Origin of the sequence: Microbacterium sp. F2, assembly GCF_052274505.1 — a bacterium.
Taxonomy (GTDB): Bacteria; Actinomycetota; Actinomycetes; order Actinomycetales; family Microbacteriaceae; genus Microbacterium.
The window spans coordinates 83,862-102,401 of record NZ_JBNVBV010000009.1; the positions used below are offsets into that span (position 1 = coordinate 83,862).

The window sequence follows — 18,540 nt, forward strand, 5'->3', positions numbered from 1 at the left end:
TGATTCAGGGAGAACCCGTAGATGCCGGAGTCGAGACCACTCCTTCAGCATCCGCTCGCTCACCGTTCACCTGCCGGCACGAGCGTAAACAGCGTCTGCGAGGACACTCCCCGCTTGAGCTGGACCCGATCGAGCGGTCGGATACATCATCCCCAACAAAGAAAAGGAACACCGTGAAGAAGCAGTTCATCGGTGCCGCAGCGGCCCTCGGGGTTCTTGCGTCGCTTGTCATTGCAGCTCCGGCTGCGCACGCCGAACCGGTCTGTGACGGATTCGCCGTCGTCGGTTCGGACACCATTCAGGACGTCCTGACCGGTATCGCGAACGGTACCAATGTCACGGGATATAACGTCCGCGCGAGCGGGAACGGCAAGGTTGCGTGCAACTTCAACGCGATCGACCCCGTCTACCTCGCCCACAGCGAGAAGTCGTTCATCCAGACGAAGGCATTCGGACACTCTTTCCTTCGTCCCAACGGGTCGGGAAACGGTCAGATCGCGCTCAGCCGCTCGATCGACGGTGGATCGATCAGCTCCTCCCGAAGCCTGTCCATCGTGGACCAGGTTGATATCGCACGCTCGTCGTCGGCGCCGTCGGGGAGCATCGACCCGACTGTCGGCAACCTCGCCACGACGCTCGCGGCCTACCCCTTCGCTCGGGACGCAATCTCCTTCGCGACGAACGCATCGGGTCTCACGCAGCTTACCCAGCAGCAACTGACCTCGTTGTTCACGTGCACGAACCTCGGCCCGAACAAGCTCCCGCAGGTCAACGGTGTCGAGTACACGCCTGTCCTTCCGCAGGAGGGCTCTGGCACCCGCGAGTTCTTCGCCAAGCAGATTGGACTTTCGGTGGACGGCAAGATCACCGACGCCAACCTTCCCAAGGGTGGCGAGCCGACGACCTGCATCAAGATCGGCCAGGAGCACCAGACTTCATCGCTCTACAACGGAAACCCGATGCCCGCTAACGCGGTTGTCGTGCACTCGGTTGCGCAGTGGGTCGCTCAGGTAAACGGGGTAGGCGCCGATCGTCGTGGAGCCGGATTCACGCTTGGCTCCGCAATCGCAGGCAAAGTGCCTGTCGACACCGTGGCGGGCAAGCTCGTTCCGAACGCTAGCTACTACGCTGACACCGTTTTCGGGCGTGACACCTTCCTGATCACCCAGGCATCTCGTACCTACCCGGGGTCGTCGACCTTCGACAACTCGCTTGCCGCGCTGTTGGGCGTCTCGAAGGCCGCTGGCTACACGACTGAGGACATTCCGGGAAGCTCCCTGCTGAACCAGTCCACGGACCCCGACACGGTCGGTGGAGTGAAGCTCGCCTATGGCTTCTTCCCGCAGACGGTCAAGGACGCGATCGATGAGGCAATCTACGCTCCCCTCAAGTCCGGCAACCTCGGCGCCTTCTGAGCACCGCTAGATAAGGAGAACTGATCTAGATGAAGAACATCACGAAGGTCGGGGTCGCGACCCTGGTTACGGCGGCCCTCGTCGCGGGTGGCTCAGCTGCCGCGAACGCAGCGACACACAACCCGGGCGACGCGATCAGCACGGTTCACGGGTACTCGGCAGTCTTCCCCGTCGGTGCTCAGGCACCCGCCGGAATGACGGTTGACCCGAGCACCGGTGTGGTTTCGGGTACCCCTGTCGCCGATGGCTCGTTCTATGTGTGGTCAGGGTCGTCGCTGGCAGCTGCGGACAAGGTCTACGGTCTGTCCACGTCCGCGCAGGTTTCAGGCTCGAGCTCCACCAAGTTCGCGGCATTGACGCCTTCCGCAACTGATCTCGGTGCAACAGGACAGAATGCCCTGTACGCATTCGTGGCTACGCCGGAGGGCATTGGATCCGGCACGAACGGATGGGCTGCATACACCTACGTGGGTGACGCGGCGGCCAACACCGCAGCAGTCAACATTGGTATGGGCAACCTCGGTGTGTCGGGCAGCAACAACGGTGGCGTCGCGGCCCTGTTCTCCGGCACCGGTACGAAGACCGCCTACGTCGGTGTCTCCCTCACGAAGGCCTCGGGTGTTGTCCCGGTCGTGACCTGGGCTCGCCAGATCACGATCAACGCGGACACCGACACCTACACCTTCGCTGCGGACCAGATCATCATCGATGCCCCGCCGCAGGCGCCGCTGTTCTCGGCAGTCTCAGCAAAGGCGGCCGCAAGCGCCGCATCACACTCGCCCGGAACAACGAACTTTACGAATGTGTTGCCAGGGACCTACACCGCGTTGATCTACAACGAGGGCAACGACATCCCAGTCCAGGTGCCAACGCAAGCGGTCGTGGCGGCGTCCGGAGACGTGACCGTGGACCTGACCGGTGTATCAGGGCTCCCGTACAACACGGACCTCTGGGTGGCGTTTGTTCAGCCGGGAGATATCGAGGCAATGGAAGATGCCGTGAAGTTCCAACTCACATCACAGACGGCATTTACAACACCGCTGGAGGTCAACATTCAGGCGACCGGAAGGTTTGAACTGACCGGACCGTCAACAGGCGTCGACTTTGGAGACGTCCTGCGTGACACGACGGCGACTGCCGCGCTCGGTGGGTTCACCGTCATCGACGACCGCAACACCCTCACGGGTTGGTCGGTCAACGTGTCGGCGAACGACTTCACTGGCCCGAGCGGTGCGACCATCTCGAAGGACCAGCTCGGCTACGTGGCCACCGTCGTCGGCGGGAACTCCGCGGGCTCGGCTCCGACCACGGGCAAGACGGCTGGCGCGGGTGCGTTCGGTTCTGCTCTCGCGGCGACCACCGGTAACGGTACGGCGGCCTCGGGGGCGAACTACGACCTGAACCTGTCGTTCCTCGCTCCGGTCTCGGCCACCGCCGGATCGTACACCTCGTCGGTGACACTCACGCTCGTTCCCGCGAGCTGAGAGCCGCCGCTCAGGTGATACCCGACTGGGTGGGGGCTTAGGCCCTCACCCAGTCTATTCATCTGTCCTTTACCGGGTGTGACCCCCGGTTCACCTGATGACACGACACCAGAGAGATACTCCGCATCATGACCCTTGCCACGACGACCCGCAGGGTGGTCTCGCTCTCGCTTCGTGCCGCCGCCGTCGCGCTCATCGCGGCATCCGTGGTCGGCTCGATCTCGCTGCCGGCCGCGGCGACAGATGACCAGATCGGTGTGTCAGGGCTGCCTGCGGGCACGGACGGCGTGGTCGACGGACGCGCACGCTATACCTTCTCGGTGTCCCCGGGCGAGACGGTGACCGATCAGTTCCTCGTGAGGAACACGGGCTCCGTTGCAGCGGACTACACCGTGGTGGCCTCGGATGCCTTCAACAACGACAAGGGTGACTTCGACCTCACTGCCACCGCCGATGCGGGGGATGTCGTCGACAACTGGGTCACGTTCGAGGGCGGTGCGACGTCGCTGACATTCCCGCTCAGCGCTGGCGAATCGCGACTGGTGCCCTTCACCGTTGAGGTCCCTGCTGATGCGACCCCCGGCGATCACGTCGGTGGCGTCCTCGTGTCCGTGACGGCGCCCGGTGTCGTGCTGGACGTCGAGAACCGCGTGGCAGCTCCGTTGTATGTGCGTGTCGCCGGTGAGGTGGTGTCGCAATTGTCTATCAGCGCGCTCAACGCCGAGTACGTCGGCGACTGGTGGAACCCCTTATCCGGATCGATCCACATGTTCTACACCGTCGAGAACACGGGGAACGTCGCCCTCGCCACCAACAGTAAGGTCGGCGCGAAGACGTGGTTCGGCATCCCGGTCGGCGAGGTACAGGGCGGTGGGATTGGTGAGGTCCTCCCCGGCAATGGACGCAACGTCGAGGTCGAGATCCCGGGCGTCGCGGCCCTGCTCTACCTGAACCCCTGGATCACCCTCAATCCGTTCGTGAAGGACCCGACACCCGAGACGGATCTCGTCAGCATCACCGCGACCAATCGCGACGCCATCGTCTGGGCAGTGCCATGGCCGCTTGTGATCGTGCTCGCCATCGGCGCCGGGATCGCCGGCCTCGTGTGGTGGCGCCGTCGCAAGGATGCCGAACGCGCTGCCGAATGGATGCGATTCACCGAGCGCGAGGCGCAGCGTCAGGCTGCCGAGGAGCGGCTGGCAGCCGCGACCGCAGGACGGGATCGGACCTCCGAGTGACAGCGCGCCGACCTGGCCGCACACGTGGTGCGGGCCTGCGGCGCCTCCTTGCTGTGACAGGGGGCGCCGCGGTAGCGCTCGCTCTCGTCGCTACGGGCGTCGTCGCCGCTGCGGCCGATGACGACCCGGAGATCGACGGAAACGTCACCGTCACGATCACGGATCCGAGCCCGACTCCGACCCGCACTCCGGTGCCACCCGTGCCCAGTGAGGTGCCGACATCCGTGACCGGCGCCGCTGCACTCATCGGCGGCGTGCGCCAGAGTGTCGTCCGTCGCCCCAACGCGGACGGCACCGGGATTGTCGTCACGGTCGGGGGGCTGACGATCGAGCTGAAGGCACGCACCGCGTCGGGAGGCGAGGTCGCGCTCGACTCCGACGGCGCGGTTCTGGTCCAGACCGATGGCTCCTACCTCGTGTCCGGTTCCGGCTTCGCGGCCTTCAGCCCGGCATCCGTCGCGCACTACACGGATCCGACGCTGCTCGGAACGCTCACGACCGACGGCTCCGGAGCGTTCAGTGGATCGTTCCCGGTGCCGCCGGCGATCGCGGTCGGTGATCACCATGTTCAGTTGCTCGGGTACACCAGCGCTGGATCGCCAGCGGTGATCACGATGGGCGTGCGCGTGAAGGCCGCGCCAGTCACTACGACCCCCGCCATAAGTGGGCCCGGGGGCACGGTTTCCTACCCCGGCGCCTCGGCCGGCTCGCAGACCCCCGTCACAGTCACACAGGAGCCCACCGGCGAGGATCTCGGCACCGGCGCGCTGGATCTCGGCGTCTTCGCCGTCAGCGCACTGCGGGCAACCGCGGTGCCGACCTTCAATCTTCAGGGCGGCACGGTCTCCCTGTCGATGATCGTTCGCAACACCTCTCCGGAGGCGTTCGACGGGACCATCGCGTTCCGCCTGGACTCGCTGCTCGGTGGCGCGGTCGCGCAGGTGGAAGGCATCGGTGTGCCGCACATTCAGCCCGGGGAATCCCGCCGCATCGCCGCCACCTTTCAGCCCGTCGGCAACTGGACCTTCTACCGCGGCTATGCCACATTCACGCCCCCGGAGGTCGTCGACAACACCGCTCTGTCGGCCGTGAGCCGGCAGGCTGACGTTCTTGTGCCCCCTCCAGCCGCGTTGCCCGTGCTCGCGCTCCTGATCCTCGCGACGCTCGGCATCCTCGTGTGGATGCTGGTGACCGGCCGGTTGCAGGCGATGTTCGCTGCCCGGCGCCGCAGTGACGACGAGGATGACGAGCCGCCCGCTCCCGCTGAGCGGCGCGGCGAACTCGTGGGAAGTGGAGCAGCGTCCCGATGACGACGACCGAGCCAGCCCCGTCCTCGACGCCTCAGCTGCCGAGCCAGAAACCGCCGCAGAAGTGGTGGCAGCGCATACCCTTCCTATCCCCTCGTGTGCCGCTTCCCCCCACCGACCGTGCAACCGACGCGCCTGCTCCCCCCGCGCCGGTTCCGCCGCGACGCTCCGCGCCACCGAAGCCGCCGCGAAGGCCGCCCGCATCACCGCGGCCGCCCGTCGAGCTGACGCCCGGGCAGCAGTACCTGAGGATCGCCTTGATGGTGCTCGCAGCCCTTCTGCTCGTACTGGTGCTGAGCATCACCGTGCTGGGGCAGTTCCGCCACTTCGCGGCACAGCAGCAGTTGGACGATGCGTTTCGCAAGCAACTCGCTGAGGCTGTCGCGCCAGTCTCAGAAGGGGACGTTGACGACATCTTGCTGCCGGATGGCGTGCCGGTCGCGATCATCGACATGCCCAGCATCGGGGTGCGGGAAGTGATCGTCGAGGGGACGGATTCCGAAACGACCCAGTCCGGCCCGGGGCACCGGCGTGACACCGTCCTTCCCGGCCAGGTAGGACTGAGCATCGTCATGGGGCGTGCGGCTGGATACGGCGCTCCGTTTGGCCGCATCCAGGAGCTGACACCCGGAACCGAGTTCACGGTGATCACCGGTCAAGGCGAGAACACCTACGAGGTGATCGGGCTGCGCTACGCCGGCGACCCGATGCCGCCGTCGGTCAAGGCCGGCGAAAGCCGTCTCGTGCTGATCACCGCTCGCGGACTTCCGTTCGCGCCGACCGGTCTCGTCCGCGTCGATGCGCGACTGGTGAGCGAACCGCAACCGTCGGGCGTCCGGCAGACCCGGTTCGCAACGCTCCCGGCGGCGGACAAAGAGATGGCGGGGGACACGTCAATGGTGTGGGCCCTGGTGTTCGCACTGCAGTTCCTCATCGTCGTCGAGATCGCGGCGGTCTGGTCGTTTCGCAGGATCGGCCCCGCACGCACCTGGATCGTTTTCGTGCCGTTGACGCTCGTTGCCTGCCTGTGGGTTGCAGGCGAAGTGGTGCGACTACTGCCGAACCTCATGTAAGGAGAACCGATGGATGCCGAACCCGACGCCGACAGCGTCACCGAGGTGATCGCCCCGCAGGGTGCACGTGCACACCTGCCCGCTGCGACAGCGGTCGCGGGCGACCCGACGACTCCGCCAGCCCCGACCTCGACTATCGCACCGGCACCCGTGGAGCCCGCGCCGATGGCGGCATCCGCTGTGCAGGCTGCGAAAGCAGACGGCCGCAAGGATGCCCGCAAGCGTCGTGGACGTTTCGCTTGGGTCGACGCGAGCACTCCGCTCGCGCAACTCGAGGGGCGGAACGTCTCGGCCTGGTTCGGTGAGCGCAAGGTGCTCGACCGGATCTCCCTCACGATGCCGGCCGGTCAGGTCACGGCTCTGATCGGACCGTCCGGATGCGGAAAATCGACATTCCTGCGGATCCTCAACCGCATGCACGAGCTCGTGCCCTCGGCATCCCTCGCGGGTGAGGTTCTGCTGGACGGAGACGACATCTACGACCCGAGCAAGAAGCTCGTCGACGCGCGCAAGTCGATCGGGATGGTCTTCCAGAAGCCCAACCCGTTCCCCGCGATGTCGATCTACGACAACGTCATCGCCGGCCTCAAGCTCACCGGTCTGAAAGCGGGTCGCGACGAGAAGGACGAGCTCGTCGAGACGTCTCTCATCAAGGCCGGGCTGTGGAAAGAGGTCAAGGACCGTCTTCGTGCGCCCGGCGGCGGTCTGTCGGGCGGTCAGCAGCAGCGACTGTGCATTGCCCGTTCGCTTGCGGTCAAGCCCCGCGTCCTGCTGATGGATGAGCCGTGCTCGGCTCTGGACCCTACCTCGACCCGCGTGATCGAAGAGACCATGGTCGAGCTCAAGGAAGAAGTCACGATCGTCATCGTGACCCACAACATGCAGCAGGCCCAGCGGGTCTCGCAGCAGTGCGCATTCTTCCTAGCATCCCAGGGGACCCCGGGTGTCATCGTTGAGCACGGCGACACCGAAGCCATGTTCGCCGATCCGATCGATCCCCGCACCTACGACTACGTCAACGGCCGATTCGGATGACGCGACTTGCGCCCTGACACCAGCAACGGTTCGGTCGCGCCGTCTTGCGGGTTGACGTGAGCCGTACCCGCAAGACGACGCGACCGAAGTGGGTGTGTGAGGCCAGGTCGCGCTAGCTCGCGGCGGACTCGCGACCGCGCGCGAAGCCGGCGTCGAAGCCCCGCTCGTACGCGCGCTCGCCGTGGCGGTGCTCGCCGTGGTGGTGCTTGCCCCGACGGTGACCGTTTCGGTGCGCGCCGTGGTCACGACCGCTGTCGCAGTGGCGCGCATCGTCGTCGGCCTCGAACGCCGGTCCGAACCCCGGACGGAAGCCGGGGGTGAAGCCGCGCCCGAATCCGGGGCGGAATCCGTGTCCGAACGGGTGGCCGTGCCGGCCGCGGCCGAATCGGCCGAACCCGTGGCCCGGGTACGAGTCGTGTTCCTCTGCTCCGCCGAGTTCGCGGGCCATCGCCTGCAGTGACGCGATGGTCGTGGCGTAGTCTTCGGGTGAGACCGCGCTTGACACGCGCTCACGGATGCCGGACACGGCCTCGGCGAGGCGTTCCTTCATCTCCCGACCGGCGTCGGTGAGAGTCCAGTCGCCGGATCCGTTCTGCTCGATCCAGCCGCGCTCCTCGATCCGGCGCGTCCGCTTACCTCGCGGTGCTCGGGCCCAGGCGTAGGTGCCGTCGATGACGTTCAGCAGCATCCAGTCACGGCGGTCCGCGCCGGACTCGGCCAAGCGGATGTCGAACTCTCGGCTGACCAGGGCGTCGACCAGGCGCAGCCAGTACCCGAGTGGGCGGTCGCTTCCGCCGGGAGCGTCTTCGTGGTGTTCTTCGTGGGTGTTCATGGTGAATCCTCTCTGGCGGGCGGAGCCCGCGTCAGTTCCGGTGGGCGTTGTCGCAGCCTCCTCGGAAATGCATGTGACTATGCATATAGTTGTATGGTGACATGTAATCCGAGTCCATGTCAACTCGCATGTAAATTGGAAGGATGCCGAGCTCGCCGTCCGACCCCATCGATCAGATCGCGGCAGCACTCGTTCGCCTGCGAGGTCGGCGCGGCCCCCGGCCGTGGATGCCCCACGAGCCCTCCGAGTCCCACGACCACGGTTCCGACGAAGAACGTGACCACCGCAGGCGCGGGCATCACCGAGGAGGACCGGGCTTCGCGCCGGGCGGCGGCTGGGGTCCGTGGGCGGGACCGATGGGTCCGAGGGAACAGCGGGGAGATGCCCGCATCTCGGGCCCGGCACGGATGCGGGTGCTCGAGGTGCTGGCATCCAGCGACCACCCGCTGACCGTGAGCGAGCTCGGCGAAGCCATCGGCGTCGATCAGCCTCGCGCATCACGCCTCGTCCAGCAGGGGGTCGAGTTCGGACTCGTGCGTCGCGAAGCCGACCCCGACGATGCCCGCCGAACCCGGATCGTCCTCACCGACAAGGGCGAGGCCTTCGTTCGCGGCTTTCGCGATCAGCGCCGGGATGCGATCACGACGGCGCTGACATCCTTCACGGATGCCGAACGCGCCGACCTCGCCCGCCTGCTGACCAAGCTCGCCGACTCCTGGCCAAGCTGACCCGCCCCCGCCGAATCGCGCAGGTCGGAGACATCACCGACGTAGGACGGATGCTGGGCACGTCGTCCTACCTCCGAGAGATTGCCGACCTCCGCGATTCAGGTGCCACGCCCGGGCGACGCCTGTGCCGTCAGCACGGAGGTAGGAGAAATCACCGAGGTAGGACGGATGCTGCCGCCACCCTCCTACCTTGCGGATTTTGCCTACCTCGAGGATGCCGGAGCCGCGCTCAGGCCGCCGAGCGCTTCGGCAACCGCACGAACAGCAGCAGGATGAGGCCGAGCAGCAGCACCAGTCCGATGCCGAGGACGCCGAAGATGGTCGAACCGAAGGCGGCGATAAAGACCGTCCACATCGCCGGGGACAGGAAGCTCGCTACGCGGCCGGTGGTGGCGTAGAGACCGAAGATCTCACCCTGCATCCCCGTCGGGGTGACCCGGGCGAGCAGCGACCGAGACGCGGCCTGGGCCGGACCAACCATCGCGGAGAGGATGAGCCCGCCGATCCAGAAGATGACGGCGCCGAGGTCGTGGAAGGCGAAGACGACGAAAGCGACGAGCACGAGTGTCGTCAGGGCGAAAACGATGACGGCCTTCGCTCCGAATCGGTCGTCGAAGCGACCCGCGATGACCGTCGACAGGCCGGCCACCACGTTGGCGGCGATCGCGAACAGGATGACGTCAGTCGGCCCGAACCCGAAGGCGACGGCGGCGAGCACCCCGCCGAAGGCGAAGACCCCGGCGAGCCCGTCGCGGTACACGGCGCTGGCGATGAGGAACCAGAAGGTCGGACGGTGCTCCCGGAACAGGCGCGCGATGTCGTGCACGAGCACCACATAGCTGCGGAAGAAGCCCACGCTTTGGCCGGGCGCCGAGGGCGGGGGCTCGGGGACGTTCCGAAAGAGCGGGATGGAGAAAAGGATCGTCCACACACCGCATCCGACCGCGATCAGGCGATACGCGAGGCCGTCGGAGGTGTCCATCCCGAACCAGTCCGCGAACGTGAGAGCGACGACGATCACGAGGGCGACGATTCCGCCGATGTAGCCCATGCCCCAGCCGAGGCCGCTGACCTTGCCGACCGTCTTCGGCGTTGACACCTGGACGAGCAGCGCGTTGTAGTTGACGCCGGCGATCTCGGAGATGACCGCACCCACGGCCAGCACGGCCGCGCCGTACCAGAAGAAGCCGGGCTGGGCGTAGACGAAGAACAACGCGAACTGCGTGAGCGCGAGGAGCATCGTGAACACGAAGAGCCAGCGCTTCTTGCTGCCCCGGCGATCGGCCTGTTGGCCGAGGACCGGCGCGAGAAACAGGATCAGCAGCCCCGCGATGGTGGTGACCAAGCCGTACCCGCTGGTGAGGTCGGCCAGCGCCGCCTCCTTTACAGGGGAATCATCGGGGAGCGAAGCGACGTCAGCGGGCAGGAAGCTGTCGGAGACGAGGTACAGGGCCGCGAAGACGAAGGTGAGGATGACGGAGTTGAAAGGCTGGGTCGCCCAGTCCCAGAACGCCCACGAGATCACCTGCTTGCGCGGGACGTGCCGCTCCTCGGTGGAGTCCTGGAAGAGCACCGCCAGGCTCTCGAGGGCATCGGTGTCGGTGGTCGGCGGAGGAGTCGGCACACCGGTTGCGTCGGGTGTCGGGGCCTGGGCCTCGCGGAGTTCGGGCTCGCTGTCGCTCACTCGCCATACGCTAGGGGTCCAGAGTGAACATTGGGTAGCCCTTTTGGTGGGAAGATGGGCGCATGCCCGTTCACGTGGAGCGCGCCGAGCTACCCGGCATCGGCATCCGTCACGACATCCTCACCGACGATGGTCGGCGTCTCTCGGTGGTGAACTTCCGCGAGGGCGGTCGAGAGATAGCGATCTCCGACGAGGACGACCCCGACCGCTGCGGTGACACCCTCGCGTTGACGGATGACGAGGCCACCGCCCTTTCGGAGGTTCTGGGTGGATCGGTGATCCTCACGCAGTTGGCGGGACTGCAGGAGGCCTTCGCCGGCCTGCAGATGGAGAAGATTCCCGTGCGGGCAGACTCCCCGTACGTCGGTCGCCCCCTCGGCGATACCAAAGCACGCACGCTCACGCGCTGCTCGATCGTCGCCGTCGTGCGCGAGTCAGGCGTCATCCCTGCGCCCGAGCCCTCCGACGTGCTTCGCGCCGGTGACACCCTGGTCGTCGTCGGCACCCGCGAGGGCCTGGAGCATCTGGTCCGGATTCTGAACGGCGCTTGATCGATGCATGATGGCGCGCTGCTCTTTCTCGAGATCGGCGCGCTGCTGTTCGGCATCGCGCTGCTGGGTCGCCTCGCAGGGCGCATTGGTATCTCCCCGATTCCACTGATCCTCCTGGGAGGTCTCGCGTTCGGCGAGGGCGGGATCCTGCCGATCTCGCAGGGCGAGGAGTTCATCGAAGTCGGCGCCGAGATCGGCGTCATCCTGCTGCTCGTGATGCTGGGCCTGGAGTACAACGCAAAAGAGCTGATGGGTAGCCTGAACAGGTCGCGCATGGCTGGCGGCCTAGACATGGCTCTCAACGCCATCCCCGGAGCGATCGCCGGCTTCGTCCTCGGGTGGGGGCCGATCGGTGCGCTGGTCCTCGCGGGGATCACGTGGGTCTCATCATCCGGTGTCGTTGCCAAAGTGCTGCAGGATCTGGGTCGCCTCCCCAACCGAGAGACGCCGACGATCCTCTCGATCCTGGTGATCGAGGACCTGGCGATGGCCTTCTATCTTCCGGTGCTGACAGCTGTCTTGGTCGGCATGGACCTTGCTGCCGGGACGATCAGCGTCACGATCGCGCTCGCCGCGGTGCTTCTGATCCTCTGGGTGGCCCTCCGGCACGGACCCCTCGTCTCCAAGCTCGTCTGGTCCAAGCGGGCGGACGTTCTGCTGCTCTCGGTGCTGGGGCTCACCCTGATCGTTGCGGGGCTTGCCGCAGAGGCGAACGTGTCGGCAGCGGTCGGCGCCTTCCTCGTGGGGATCGCGATCTCGGGTCCCGCGGCCGAGCATGCGACGCAGGTTCTCACTCCGCTGCGCGACCTGTTCGCGGCAGTGTTCTTCCTGTTCTTCGGGCTTTCCACCACCCCCTCCGATCTCCCTCCGGTCCTCGTCCCCGCACTCATCCTGGCGATCGTCACGATGGGCACGAAGGTCTTGACCGGCTACCTTGCGGCGCGTAAGGCCGGGATCGCCGAGCCCGGTCGCTGGCGTGCCGGCTTCGCGCTCACGCCTCGTGGGGAGTTCTCGATCGTCATCGCGGGGCTTGCGGTATCGGCCGGGGCCGACCGATCGCTTGCCGCGCTCGCCACGGCCTACGTCCTCATCACGATCGTCGTCGGGCCCCTCCTGGCACGTATTCCCGATACCGCGCGGTTCGACGCCTGGGCCAAGGCGCGGCAGAAGGCGCGACGGATGCGACAGCGGGCGGCGGCGGCCGGCGGGTGAGGGGCGGCCGGGCGCGGTCCCAACTCCTGCAACTCGGTGGGTGAGGGGCGAGCGCCGCCCCGGACGGCTGTGAATTGCAGGAGTTAGCGCCCGTCCGCATCCCGAAACTCGGAGTGCGCGCGTCGATAGTCCTGTTCGAGGATCGCGTAGATGGCGGTGTCGACCCACTCTCCCTTCAGCCACATGTTCTCGCGGAGGTGCGCCTCGTGGCGCATTCCGAGGCGCTGGCAGACTGCGGCTGAGGCGTCGTTGCGCGGATCGAGTTCGGCAGAGATCCGGTGCAACCCGAGTTCTTCGAACCCGACGCGCAGAAAGATCTCGGCAGCCTCGGTGGCATAGCCCTTTCCCCGCGCGGATGCCGACAGCAGCCATCCGATCTCGGCGGTGCGGTCATCGGTGCTGACGAGGGTGAAGTACAGCGTTCCGACCAGCTGGCCATCGGCATCCCGGATCGCCGGCTGCACGTAGTCACCGGCCCTCTCGAGGCAGTCGTGGGCGCTGTCGCGCTCGATCGCGGCAATGACCTGCTCGCGCGACCGCGCTTCGTAGAGCATGTACCGCACGATCGCCGGGTCGCCCTGGATGGTACTCAGCACCTCCACATCGTCGGCTCGCAGAAGGTCGAGTGTCACGCGCTCGCCGCGCAGCGGAGCGAAGTGCCAGGGAAGGTTCACGCAGACATTATCGTCGCCGCAAACTTGATATGAGAAGACTCAACTCCGATTGACATGCCATCGACTGCTCGCTAAGCTTGAGTCATCGCGGCTCAACCTCTCGTGGGTGACGCGAGTCGACTTTCAACCGGAACATCGCTTCCACGCAGAACAAGGAGAAACAGATGCCACGTGCAGTGGGAATCGACCTCGGAACCACCAACTCCGTCGTCAGCGTCCTCGAGGGCGGCGAGCCCAAGGTCATCGCCAACGCCGAGGGCTTCCGCACCACCCCGTCGGTGGTCGCATTCACGAAGGACGGCGAGGTGCTCGTCGGCGAGACCGCCAAGCGTCAGGCCGTCACCAACGTCGACCGCACCGTTTCGTCGGTCAAGCGCCACATGGGCACCACCTGGACCTTCGATGTCGACGGCAAGAAGTACACGCCCCAGGAGATCTCGGCACGCATCCTCGCCAAGCTGAAGCACGATGCCGAGCAGTACCTCGGTGACACGGTGACGGATGCCGTCATCACCGTCCCCGCCTACTTCAACGACGCCGAGCGTCAGGCGACGAAGGAGGCCGGCGAGATCGCGGGTCTGAACGTCCTGCGTATCATCAACGAGCCGACTGCTGCCGCTCTGGCCTACGGCCTGGACCGCGGCAAGGAAGACGAGCTCATCCTGGTGTTCGACCTCGGTGGCGGGACCTTCGACGTGTCGCTGCTCGAAGTGGGCAAGGATGACGACTTCTCGACCATCCAGGTGCGTTCGACCGCGGGCGACAACCGCCTCGGTGGTGACGACTGGGATCAGCGGGTCGTCGACTACCTGATCAAGCAGTTCAAGGACACGACCGGCGTTGACGTCTCGGGCGACAAGATCGCGCTGCAGCGCCTCAAGGAGGCCGCCGAGCAGGCGAAGAAGGAGCTCTCGAGCTCGGCATCCACGAGCGTGAACCTGCCCTACCTGTCGCTGACGGAGAACGGCCCCGTGTCGCTGTCTGAGACGATCACCCGCGCCAAGTTCGAGGACCTCACCAAGGACCTGCTGGACCGCACCAAGAAGCCGTTCGAGGACGTCATCCGCGAAGCCGGCATCAAGGTCGGCGACATCGACCACGTCGTGCTCGTGGGTGGTTCGACCCGTATGCCAGCCGTGAGCGACCTCGTCAAGAAAGAGACCGGTGGCAAGGAGCCCAACAAGGGTGTGAACCCCGATGAGGTCGTCGCCGTCGGTGCGGCCCTCCAGGCGGGCGTCCTCAAGGGCGAGCGCAAGGACGTTCTGCTCATCGACGTCACCCCGCTGAGCCTCGGTATCGAGACCAAGGGCGGCATCATGACCAAGCTCATCGAGCGCAACACCGCCATCCCCACCAAGCGCAGCGAGACCTTCACGACCGCCGACGACAACCAGCCGTCGGTGGCGATCCAGGTCTTCCAGGGCGAGCGCGAGTTCACCCGCGACAACAAGCCGCTGGGTACGTTCGAGCTCACCGGCATCGCGCCGGCCCCGCGCGGCATCCCGCAGGTCGAGGTCACCTTCGACATCGACGCGAACGGCATCGTTCACGTCTCGGCGAAGGACAAGGGCACCGGCAAGGAGCAGTCGATGACGATCACCGGTGGCTCGTCGCTGCCGAAGGAAGACATCGAGCGTATGGTGCGCGAGGCCGAGGAGCACGCCGCCGAAGACAAGAAGCGCCGCGAGTCGGCCGAAACCCGCAACCAGGCCGAGACCCTGTCGTACTCGATCGAGAAGCTCATCAAGGACAACGAAGACAAGCTGCCCGACGAGGTCAAGACCTCGGTGCAAGCCGATGTCGACGCCCTCAAGGCCGCGCTCGCGGGCGATGATGACGACGCGGTGAAGGCTGCGTTCGACAAGCTGAACCAGAGCCAGTCGCAGCTGGGCGAAGCCATCTACCAGGCAGGCCAGGCCGCGGGTGAGAACCCCGACCCGGCCGCGAACGAGCCCGGTTCGGGCGAGGTCCCCAACCCCGACGAGGACGTCATCGACGCCGAGGTCGTCGAGGACGAAGACGACAAGAAGTAAGCGGAAGAGATCATGGCACGCAAGGACGACGAAGAGCCCACCCCTTCGGAGAAGGACTCCGGAGTCGGACCTGACGGCGCCCCTGACAGCGCGAGCGCTGACGATGGCTACGCGGCTGCGTCGGAGGATTCGTCCTCCGGCGCCGCCGGTGCCGGGCAGGATGAGCTCACGGTCGACGACATCCTCGGGGCCGCGCAGTCGGCAGACGCTGCGGCGGCCGAGGATGTCGTCCTCGCCGACCTCGAGTCGGCACTGTTGACCGACCTCAAGCGCCTCCAGGCGGAGTACGCCAACTACCGCCGCCGCACGGAGGAGCAGCGGGAGATCGAGATCGAACGCGCCAAGGGCGCTGTCGCCAAGGGCTTCATTCCAGTACTGGACGATTTGGACCGCGCCGAGAAGCATGGCGACCTCGAGGAGGGCACTCCCTTCGCGGCCATTGCCGAGAAGATCCGCTCGGTCGCCGAGCGGCTCGGTGTCAGCTCCTACGGCGAAGCCGGCGAGGTCTTCGACCCGCAACAGCACGAGGCGATCTTCCAGCAGCCCACTCCCGGGGCTACCGAGACCACGATTCTGGAGGTCGTGGAAGTCGGCTATCGGCTCGGGTCGATCGAGCTTCGCCCCGCGAAGGTCGTCGTCGCCGTGCCGGCTGAGTAGCACGGAGGACGATCGATGGCCAGTCAAGACTGGTTCGACAAGGACTTCTACAAGGTCCTTGGCGTCTCGAAGGACGTATCAGCTGCGGACCTGAAGAAGACCTACCGCAAGCTCGCCCGCCAGTATCACCCGGACTCCAACGCCGGTGATGCGAAGGCTGAAGCGCGCTTCAAGGAGATCAGCGAAGCGTACGCGGTGCTTTCGGATCCCGAACAGCGCGAGGAGTACGACCAGATCCGCGCGATGGGCTCGGGCGCTCGCTTCACGGCGGGCGGTCAGGGCGCCGGCGGCTTCGAGGACGTCTTCAGCCGGTTCGGCCAGAGCCGCGGCGGCTACAGCTACCAGAGCGCCGACTTCGACGACATCTTCTCGATGTTCGGGCAGGGCGGTGGCAGCTCGTTCGGCTCCGGTCGGTTCGGGCAGGCATCCGGTGGATACCGCGGCTACGGTGGACCCACGCGTGGTGCCGATGTCACCGCGCGGACGACGATCGACTTCGTCACCGCGACCAAGGGCGAGACGATCACGTTGCAGTCCGAGGACGGGCAACCGTTCAAGGTGAAGATCCCAGCCGGCGTCGCCGACGGGCAGAAGATCCGGCTCCGCGGCCGCGGTCGACCCTCGCCGGATGGCGGGGAGAGCGGCGACATCGTCGTGCAGGTGACGGTGCGGCCGCATCCGGTGTTCACCCGCGACGGGCTGAACCTGCGGGTCGTCGTGCCGGTGACGTACACCGAGGCGGTCTTCGGCGCGACGATCGAGGTCCCCACCCTCGGCGGCGACCCCGTCAAGCTGCGCGTGGCCCCCGGCACGCCGTCGGGGCGCGTTCTGCGGGTCAAGGGCCGCGGCGTGCAGGCGCAGAAGGGCACCGGAGACCTCCTCGCCGAGGTGCAGATCGCGGTGCCGACACACGTCGACGGTGCCGCGCGGGAAGCGCTCGAGAAATACCGCGAGGCCGAGCCGAAAGAGAACCCGCGCGCCGAACTGCTCGCCCGCGCAGCAAGCTGACACGCCATCGAGGACATCCGGATGCACGAAGACGAGATTGACGACGAGGCCCCGATCCTGGCGATCGCGGCAGCGGCCGAGCTCGCCGGCATGCATCCGCAGACCCTGCGCCAGTACGACCGGCTCGGCCTGGTTGTACCGGGGCGCACGCAGGGCGGGTCGCGGCGGTATTCCATTCGCCATGTCGAGCAGCTGCGCGAGATCGCCCGGCTGTCGAGTGAGGGGATGAGCCTGCCGGCGATCGCGCGAATCCTCGAGCTCGAGAACCGGGTGCGCGAGCTCCACACGCGCGTGCGCGACCTCGAGGCCCGCGTCGAAGCGGAACTCGCCAGTAGGCCCGGCGCGCGGGTGTTCGCGGCAGGATCGAGCGGATCGGTCATCACCCTTCGCCACGGCCGCCGCGTCCGCCGCGCCACTGAGATCGTGTTGTGGCGCCCGCGTCACGCGCTGCCCCCGGCATCCGACACCCCGGAGGGTGAGGGCTGACTCACGCAGCGGCCGCTGCGCTACTCTCATGCCGTGACAGCGACACCACCGAGCGAAGTCCCCGCACCGCAGGCTGAGACGCGCCGCGCGCACCGCATCGTCGCGGCCGAGGGCTCGGGCCCCGACCAGGAGCGGACTCTCGAGTCGCTCAGTCTTGGCGTCGGAGCCGTTGCGTTCGTCCTTGTCGCGCTGGTCGCGCTGGTCGCGTTCCGGTTCGAGAGCGCGCCGATATCCGGCCCCGGCTCGGTGGGCCAGTTTTCCGCGATCGCCTCCGCGGTTGCGGGCATCCTCGCGTTCATCGCGGGCAGGTACGTCCTCCACCAGCGCCAGTCCGGCGCTCGCCGCCTCGGGGTGCTCGACTACCTGGATGCCGCAGCTCTTGCCTTTGCCCACGGGATCATCGCCCTGCTGTCGTGGACGCTGCTCGCGGTGATCCTCGAGGATGCGTTCATCGGCGCGGAAGTGTACGCGCTGCCGCTGCTTGCCCTCTCGGGTGCCGCAGCATCCGTGACCGCGTACCTGGTCTTCTACTCGGCCACGCACATGGACCTGTCGCTGCTCGCGCTGATTCTCGCGGTCTTCCTGGTCGAAGGGGTGCTGGCGGCGATGCTGACGGCCAGCGATCCGTACTGGTGGAAAGACAATCTCTCCGCGCTCGGGATGACGAACGACCTGTCGGCGATGACGTTCAACCTGACGCTCATCGTCGCAGGCTTCATCGTCACGACCCTTGCGAGGTACACGACCCGAGGCATCCCGAGCTCGCATGCGAACGGCATCCGGTGGGTGCGGCTGTGCCTCATCCTGGTCGGGATCTTCCTCGCCTTCGTCGGGGTCTTTCCGGTCGATCGGTTCTTCGCGATTCACACCGGCTTCGCCTCGGGGATGGCCGTCGTGTTCGCCATCCTCGTGATCCGACTCCCCGCCTGGATTCCCGGAATCCCGCGACCCTTCGTCGCGCTCGGCTGGCTGTTCATCGCAGCTATCGCAGTGTTCGCCGTGTTTTTCGCGGTCAGCTACTACACCTTGACTGCCGTCGAACTGGTGGGCCTTGACCCTTGATCGTGGACACGGTGTCGGGTGGGTTATGCCGCTTCCGCGAGGGTAGCTGATCTCGCGGCTT

At 66.5% G+C, this 18,540-nt stretch carries 16 protein-coding genes and 1 pseudogene; 14 read left to right on the forward strand and 3 right to left on the reverse strand.

Going from position 1 to position 18,540, the window contains the following annotated elements:
• The first annotated feature begins 173 nt into the window (after window positions 1-173).
• The 6 genes from ACQVDU_RS14040 to ACQVDU_RS14065 all read left to right on the forward strand — a co-directional run bounded on the left by ACQVDU_RS14040 (window position 174) and on the right by ACQVDU_RS14065 (window position 7,552).
• Window positions 174-1,415, forward strand: coding sequence for a hypothetical protein (locus ACQVDU_RS14040; protein WP_443477468.1), 1,242 nt, complete (start codon window positions 174-176; stop codon window positions 1,413-1,415).
• Between the two features lie 29 nt (window positions 1,416-1,444).
• Window positions 1,445-2,899, forward strand: a complete 1,455-nt coding sequence (locus ACQVDU_RS14045) for a hypothetical protein (RefSeq protein ID WP_443477469.1) — start codon at window positions 1,445-1,447, stop codon at window positions 2,897-2,899.
• Between the two features lie 128 nt (window positions 2,900-3,027).
• Window positions 3,028-4,137: a WxL protein peptidoglycan domain-containing protein gene (locus ACQVDU_RS14050; protein ID WP_443477470.1), complete on the forward strand. Its 1,110-nt coding sequence runs from the start codon at window positions 3,028-3,030 to the stop codon at window positions 4,135-4,137.
• Between the two features lie 53 nt (window positions 4,138-4,190).
• Entirely contained in the window at window positions 4,191-5,447 is a 1,257-nt protein-coding gene (locus ACQVDU_RS14055) for a hypothetical protein (protein WP_443477471.1), read from the forward strand.
• A gap of 257 nt (window positions 5,448-5,704) precedes the next feature.
• Window positions 5,705-6,517, forward strand: coding sequence for a sortase (locus tag ACQVDU_RS14060; RefSeq protein WP_443477472.1), 813 nt, complete (start codon window positions 5,705-5,707; stop codon window positions 6,515-6,517).
• Between the two features lie 312 nt (window positions 6,518-6,829).
• Complete coding sequence (locus ACQVDU_RS14065) at window positions 6,830-7,552, forward strand: phosphate ABC transporter ATP-binding protein (RefSeq protein ID WP_443477484.1); 723 nt, start codon at window positions 6,830-6,832, stop codon at window positions 7,550-7,552.
• Between the two features lie 112 nt (window positions 7,553-7,664).
• Here ACQVDU_RS14065 and ACQVDU_RS14070 read toward each other — a convergent pair whose 3' ends face one another.
• Window positions 7,665-8,384 (reverse strand): hypothetical protein, encoded by a 720-nt coding sequence (locus ACQVDU_RS14070; RefSeq protein ID WP_443477473.1) that lies wholly within the window; start codon window positions 8,382-8,384, stop codon window positions 7,665-7,667.
• 143 nt (window positions 8,385-8,527) lie between these two features.
• Between ACQVDU_RS14070 and ACQVDU_RS14075 the strand changes: the two genes are divergently transcribed.
• Window positions 8,528-9,112 (forward strand): MarR family winged helix-turn-helix transcriptional regulator, encoded by a 585-nt coding sequence (locus ACQVDU_RS14075; RefSeq protein WP_292707132.1) that lies wholly within the window; start codon window positions 8,528-8,530, stop codon window positions 9,110-9,112.
• A gap of 229 nt (window positions 9,113-9,341) precedes the next feature.
• On the opposite strand, the gene ACQVDU_RS14080 is transcribed toward ACQVDU_RS14075, so the two are convergent.
• Window positions 9,342-10,796: an MFS transporter gene (locus tag ACQVDU_RS14080; protein WP_443477474.1), complete on the reverse strand. Its 1,455-nt coding sequence runs from the start codon at window positions 10,794-10,796 to the stop codon at window positions 9,342-9,344.
• A gap of 62 nt (window positions 10,797-10,858) precedes the next feature.
• On the opposite strand from ACQVDU_RS14080, the gene ACQVDU_RS14085 reads away from it, so the two are divergent.
• Both ACQVDU_RS14085 and ACQVDU_RS14090 read left to right on the forward strand, forming a co-directional pair.
• Window positions 10,859-11,347: a cation:proton antiporter regulatory subunit gene (locus ACQVDU_RS14085; RefSeq protein ID WP_443477475.1), complete on the forward strand. Its 489-nt coding sequence runs from the start codon at window positions 10,859-10,861 to the stop codon at window positions 11,345-11,347.
• A gap of 3 nt (window positions 11,348-11,350) precedes the next feature.
• Entirely contained in the window at window positions 11,351-12,559 is a 1,209-nt protein-coding gene (locus ACQVDU_RS14090) for a cation:proton antiporter (RefSeq protein ID WP_443477476.1), read from the forward strand.
• A gap of 221 nt (window positions 12,560-12,780) precedes the next feature.
• On the opposite strand, the pseudogene ACQVDU_RS14095 reads toward ACQVDU_RS14090, so the two are convergent.
• A pseudogene (locus tag ACQVDU_RS14095) lies at window positions 12,781-13,233 on the reverse strand (GNAT family N-acetyltransferase); the annotation flags it as partial.
• Between the two features lie 164 nt (window positions 13,234-13,397).
• On the opposite strand from ACQVDU_RS14095, the gene dnaK reads away from it, so the two are divergent.
• From dnaK to ACQVDU_RS14120, 5 genes are read left to right on the forward strand one after another with little or no spacing between them, the layout of a single operon-like run.
• The gene (gene dnaK / locus ACQVDU_RS14100) at window positions 13,398-15,266 is read left to right on the forward strand and encodes a molecular chaperone DnaK (RefSeq protein ID WP_331792021.1); all 1,869 of its coding nucleotides are present in this window, start codon (window positions 13,398-13,400) and stop codon (window positions 15,264-15,266) included.
• 12 nt (window positions 15,267-15,278) lie between these two features.
• Window positions 15,279-15,923, forward strand: coding sequence for a nucleotide exchange factor GrpE (locus ACQVDU_RS14105; protein WP_331792020.1), 645 nt, complete (start codon window positions 15,279-15,281; stop codon window positions 15,921-15,923).
• A 15-nt stretch (window positions 15,924-15,938) separates the two neighbouring features.
• A complete protein-coding gene (locus tag ACQVDU_RS14110) occupies window positions 15,939-16,931 on the forward strand; it encodes a DnaJ C-terminal domain-containing protein (protein WP_443477477.1) in 993 nt (330 codons plus the stop codon).
• A 21-nt stretch (window positions 16,932-16,952) separates the two neighbouring features.
• Window positions 16,953-17,417 carry a heat shock protein transcriptional repressor HspR gene (locus tag ACQVDU_RS14115; protein WP_443477478.1) on the forward strand — a complete coding sequence of 155 codons (465 nt, stop codon included), beginning with the start codon at window positions 16,953-16,955 and terminating at the stop codon, window positions 17,415-17,417.
• 33 nt (window positions 17,418-17,450) lie between these two features.
• Entirely contained in the window at window positions 17,451-18,479 is a 1,029-nt protein-coding gene (locus ACQVDU_RS14120; protein ID WP_443477479.1) for a DUF998 domain-containing protein, read from the forward strand.
• Window positions 18,480-18,540: the final 61 nt, after the last annotated feature.

What these genes read in the sequence shown, in the direction of transcription:
- ACQVDU_RS14045 (WP_443477469.1), top strand. Translation starts at nt 1,445, where the DNA reads ATGAAGAACATCACGAAGGTCGGGGTCGCGACCCTGGTTACGGCGGCC.
- ACQVDU_RS14050 (WP_443477470.1), top strand. Translation starts at nt 3,028, where the DNA reads ATGACCCTTGCCACGACGACCCGCAGGGTGGTCTCGCTCTCGCTTCGT.
- ACQVDU_RS14060 (WP_443477472.1), top strand. Translation starts at nt 5,705, where the DNA reads ATGGTGCTCGCAGCCCTTCTGCTCGTACTGGTGCTGAGCATCACCGTG.
- ACQVDU_RS14070 (WP_443477473.1), bottom strand. Translation starts at nt 8,384, where the DNA reads ATGAACACCCACGAAGAACACCACGAAGACGCTCCCGGCGGAAGCGAC.
- ACQVDU_RS14075 (WP_292707132.1), top strand. Translation starts at nt 8,528, where the DNA reads ATGCCGAGCTCGCCGTCCGACCCCATCGATCAGATCGCGGCAGCACTC.
- ACQVDU_RS14085 (WP_443477475.1), top strand. Translation starts at nt 10,859, where the DNA reads ATGCCCGTTCACGTGGAGCGCGCCGAGCTACCCGGCATCGGCATCCGT.
- ACQVDU_RS14090 (WP_443477476.1), top strand. Translation starts at nt 11,351, where the DNA reads ATGCATGATGGCGCGCTGCTCTTTCTCGAGATCGGCGCGCTGCTGTTC.
- dnaK (WP_331792021.1), top strand. Translation starts at nt 13,398, where the DNA reads ATGCCACGTGCAGTGGGAATCGACCTCGGAACCACCAACTCCGTCGTC.
- ACQVDU_RS14105 (WP_331792020.1), top strand. Translation starts at nt 15,279, where the DNA reads ATGGCACGCAAGGACGACGAAGAGCCCACCCCTTCGGAGAAGGACTCC.
- ACQVDU_RS14110 (WP_443477477.1), top strand. Translation starts at nt 15,939, where the DNA reads ATGGCCAGTCAAGACTGGTTCGACAAGGACTTCTACAAGGTCCTTGGC.
- ACQVDU_RS14115 (WP_443477478.1), top strand. Translation starts at nt 16,953, where the DNA reads ATGCACGAAGACGAGATTGACGACGAGGCCCCGATCCTGGCGATCGCG.